A 3,152-nucleotide genomic window follows, 5' to 3' on the forward strand; every position below is an offset into this window, starting at 1 on the left:
GGCGCGTCAAGCGGGCGGCGACGGCGCTCCGTGTCGGCCGGCTCGTCGTCAACCAGCCCGGGATCGCGACCGTCGGGTCGCCACGAAACGGGTTCCCGGTCACCCCGGTGCTCGGCGGCGGTGCCGACGAGGGGAGCCAGCTCGGAGGTGGGCTGGGAGTCGAGGACTTCATCGAGACGACGGCGATCGCGACCGACGCCGCACCGATCCCCGCCATGGACGGGCCAGGGGCGGGCGAAACCTGGCGCGGCCCCTGACCGGTTCGGAAAGTCCGAAGAGCGGGTCGGAGGGGATCGGGAAACACGGCTCGGCGACCCGACTCACAGCTCGATCCGTTCCACGATCGCTCCCTCACCGTTCTCCTTCGTGTTGATCGCGACGATCCGGACCTGCTCCTCCAGCAGCGACCCCTCCACTTTGGCTTTCAACAGCGAGTCGACCTGATACACGCCGGCCGCGTTGTTCATCCGGATCTCGACCTGTGCGGGGAGGTTCTCGTCCGGTTTCAAAACCACCTGCTCTATCGCCTGTGAGGAGACGGTGTTGATCCCGCGCCCGCCCTTCTCGTAGGGGACCCGTGACCGGCCCCGCTCCATATCCAGGCCGTCGGCGATCCGGATGACCCCTGCCTCGCGCGTTAGCGTCTCCTCCTCGGTGTGGTGACAGAGGATCGCGTGAAGCGTCTCGGCTTTCACGCGCACCTGCTCGGGGACGTCGTAGAACTCCGGAAGGAACCGGTCGAGGACGTCGGCCGCAAGCGGTATCGAGTAGTACGGGTGGTCGTCCCGATGGACGACGTGACCGATGTCGTGAAGCGTCGCGGCGAGCGCGATGATCACCGACTCGTCGGCCTCGTCGAGGCCCTGCTGGCGTGCACCGTTGAACTCCACGCCACCGGCCTTGAGGAGGTCGTACAGCTGGAGCGCGCGATCGCGAACGATCTCGACGTGTTTCTCTCCGTGGTCGTTGTACCCCTTCCGCGCGACCGGGTTGACGTTCTGCGCCTCCAGATACGCCTCGATCTCTGGATCGCTCGTGATCCGCTCGAGCACCGCATTGAGCCGGTCGTCGGGGAAGGCGTGGTCGGCATCGGGGTCGTACTCGCGGCGTTCGACGTGCGCGTCGTCGGCTGGCTCACTCATGGAGCCTGACAGACGGGTCGCAATGGTAAAAGCGTGTGTCGGTGGACCGGCGAGCGGCTGTATTTCCGCGTGTCGGCGTGTAGGTGTGTGTCGTGTCCACGTCCCGAGGCTACGGCAGTTCTTCGGGGAAGACACAACGTATAAGCCGGAAAACGACGTATCCGACACCGTGACTCCAACCGCGTCGGTTCGCGGCCCGCGACTCCCGACAGCGACGCGGCTCTTCTCGAAAAAACGCGCGTGACGCGTCCCCCGGCGGGAGTGGCGACCCCGTCCCGGACGACCCCCGACCCGAACGCGAACAGTCGAAACCGAATCACCGGCGAGACGCACCACTCACCGAATCCACCCACACACCATGACGACACCGACAACTACGACCCCATACACGAGAACCGACGACAGCCGAACCGACGCTGACCGGGCGGACGCCGACCGAACCGGCGACGGTCTGGCGGACGAACCGTTCGAGGGGGTGTACCCCGCGATGACCACGCCGTTCACTGGGGACGGCGAAGTCGACCACGCCCAGCTCGCGGACAACGCCCGGTACCTCGAACGGGCGGGCGTCGACGGCGTCGTGCCCGTCGGCTCGACCGGCGAGTCCGCGACGATGACCCACGACGAGCACGTCGACGTGATAGAGACGGTCCGAGACGCCGTCGACGACGTGCCGGTGATCGCGGGGACCGGCTCGAACAACACCGCGGAGGCGCTGTCGTTATCGCGTCGCGCCGCCGACGCGGGTGCCGACGGACTGTTGCTCATCTCCCCGTACTACAACAAGCCGGAGGCGGCGGGCTTTCTCGAACACTACCGGACGATCGCTGACGCCGTCGACCTCCCGCAGATAGTGTACAACGTCCCCTCGCGGACGGGTCAGTCGATACCCGTCGACGTGGTCGTCGCGCTCGCGGAACACCCAAACATCGCGGGATACAAGGCCGCCTCCGGCGACCTGAATCGCATCAGCGAGGTCGTCGAGCGGACCCGTGACGAGCGGTTCGCCGTGCTCTCCGGCGACGACGGGTTGACGCTGCCGACGCTCTCCGTCGGCGGCACTGGAACGATCAGCGTCGTCGCCAACGTCGAGCCGGAGCGGACGTGTGCGATGGTCGGCGCGGCGCTCTCGGGCGACTACGACCGGGCCCGGACGCTCCATCACGAGCTCGCGCCGCTCGTCCGCGAGCTGTTCGTCGAGACCAATCCGATCCCGGTGAAGGAGGCGATGCACATCCGCGGCCGCGGCGGTCCGGCGGTCCGGTCGCCGCTCACCCGCCTCTCCGAGAATCGGCGAGAGGAGCTCCGTGAGCTGCTGTCGGCGTACGAGGGCGACGTCCCGGAACCGGTGGAGGCGGCCGAATGACGGCCGGTACCGTCGACGCCGCTGACGATGACGTGGATGACGCCGCTGACGATGACGTGGATGACGCCGCCGACGATGACGTGGATGACGCCGCCGGCGACGTCGTCCGGATCGTCGTCACCGGTGCCGGCGGCCGAATGGGTCGCGAGGTGATCGCGGCCGCCGAGGCCCGCGAGCGCGTGGAAGTCGTCGCCGCGGTCAACCGGTCGGCGACCGACCCAGTCTCCGGGATCGAAGTGGCTAACGCCGACCGTTTGGGCGAGCTGGTCGACGCGGGGCGGCCGGACGTCCTCGTCGATTTCACCGGGCCCGAATCGGCCGTCTCGTACGCCGAGACCGCTGCCAACGCCGGGATCGCCGTCGTCACCGGAACGACCGGCTTCGACGAGGCGGGGATCGCGCGACTGCGGTCGGTCAGCGAGTCGGTCCCCGTCCTGAAAGCCGCGAACTTCGCGCGCGGGGTGGCGGCGCTCCGTCGAGCGGTTCGGGAGGCGGTCGCGGCGGTGCCGGGGTACGACGTGGAGCTCACCGAGACACATCACAACGGGAAACGGGACGCCCCGTCCGGCACCGCGAAGACGCTGCTCGACGACGTGGAGTCCGTCCGCGAGGACCTCGACCGACGGGTTCACGGCCGGGCGGGC

General features: G+C 68.4%; 3 protein-coding genes and 1 pseudogene. 3 read left to right on the top strand and 1 reads right to left on the bottom strand.

Going from position 1 to position 3,152, the window contains the following annotated elements:
* Positions 1–257, top strand: a pseudogene (locus ACFQEU_RS13555) (aldehyde dehydrogenase family protein); the annotation flags it as partial.
* Positions 258–320: 63 nt separating this feature from the next.
* Here the strand turns inward: ACFQEU_RS13555 and ACFQEU_RS13560 are convergent.
* A complete protein-coding gene (locus ACFQEU_RS13560; protein ID WP_379783009.1) occupies positions 321–1,142 on the bottom strand; it encodes an HD domain-containing protein in 822 nt (273 codons plus the stop codon).
* A 358-nt stretch (positions 1,143–1,500) separates the two neighbouring features.
* Here ACFQEU_RS13560 and dapA point away from each other — a divergent pair, with 358 nt between their 5' ends.
* Positions 1,501–2,508, top strand: coding sequence for a 4-hydroxy-tetrahydrodipicolinate synthase (gene dapA, locus ACFQEU_RS13565; protein ID WP_379783011.1), 1,008 nt, complete (start codon positions 1,501–1,503; stop codon positions 2,506–2,508).
* Positions 2,509–2,588: 80 nt separating this feature from the next.
* Positions 2,589–3,152 (top strand): 4-hydroxy-tetrahydrodipicolinate reductase (gene dapB, locus ACFQEU_RS13570; RefSeq protein WP_379783013.1); only part of this gene is annotated, 564 nt, incomplete at its 3' end.

It is taken from the genome of Halorubrum tibetense, assembly GCF_042661865.1.
Lineage (GTDB): Archaea > Halobacteriota > Halobacteria > Halobacteriales > Haloferacaceae > Halorubrum > Halorubrum tibetense.

What these genes read in the sequence shown, in the direction of transcription:
- dapA (WP_379783011.1), top strand. Translation starts at nt 1,501, where the DNA reads ATGACGACACCGACAACTACGACCCCATACACGAGAACCGACGACAGC.
- ACFQEU_RS13560 (WP_379783009.1), bottom strand. Translation starts at nt 1,142, where the DNA reads ATGAGTGAGCCAGCCGACGACGCGCACGTCGAACGCCGCGAGTACGAC.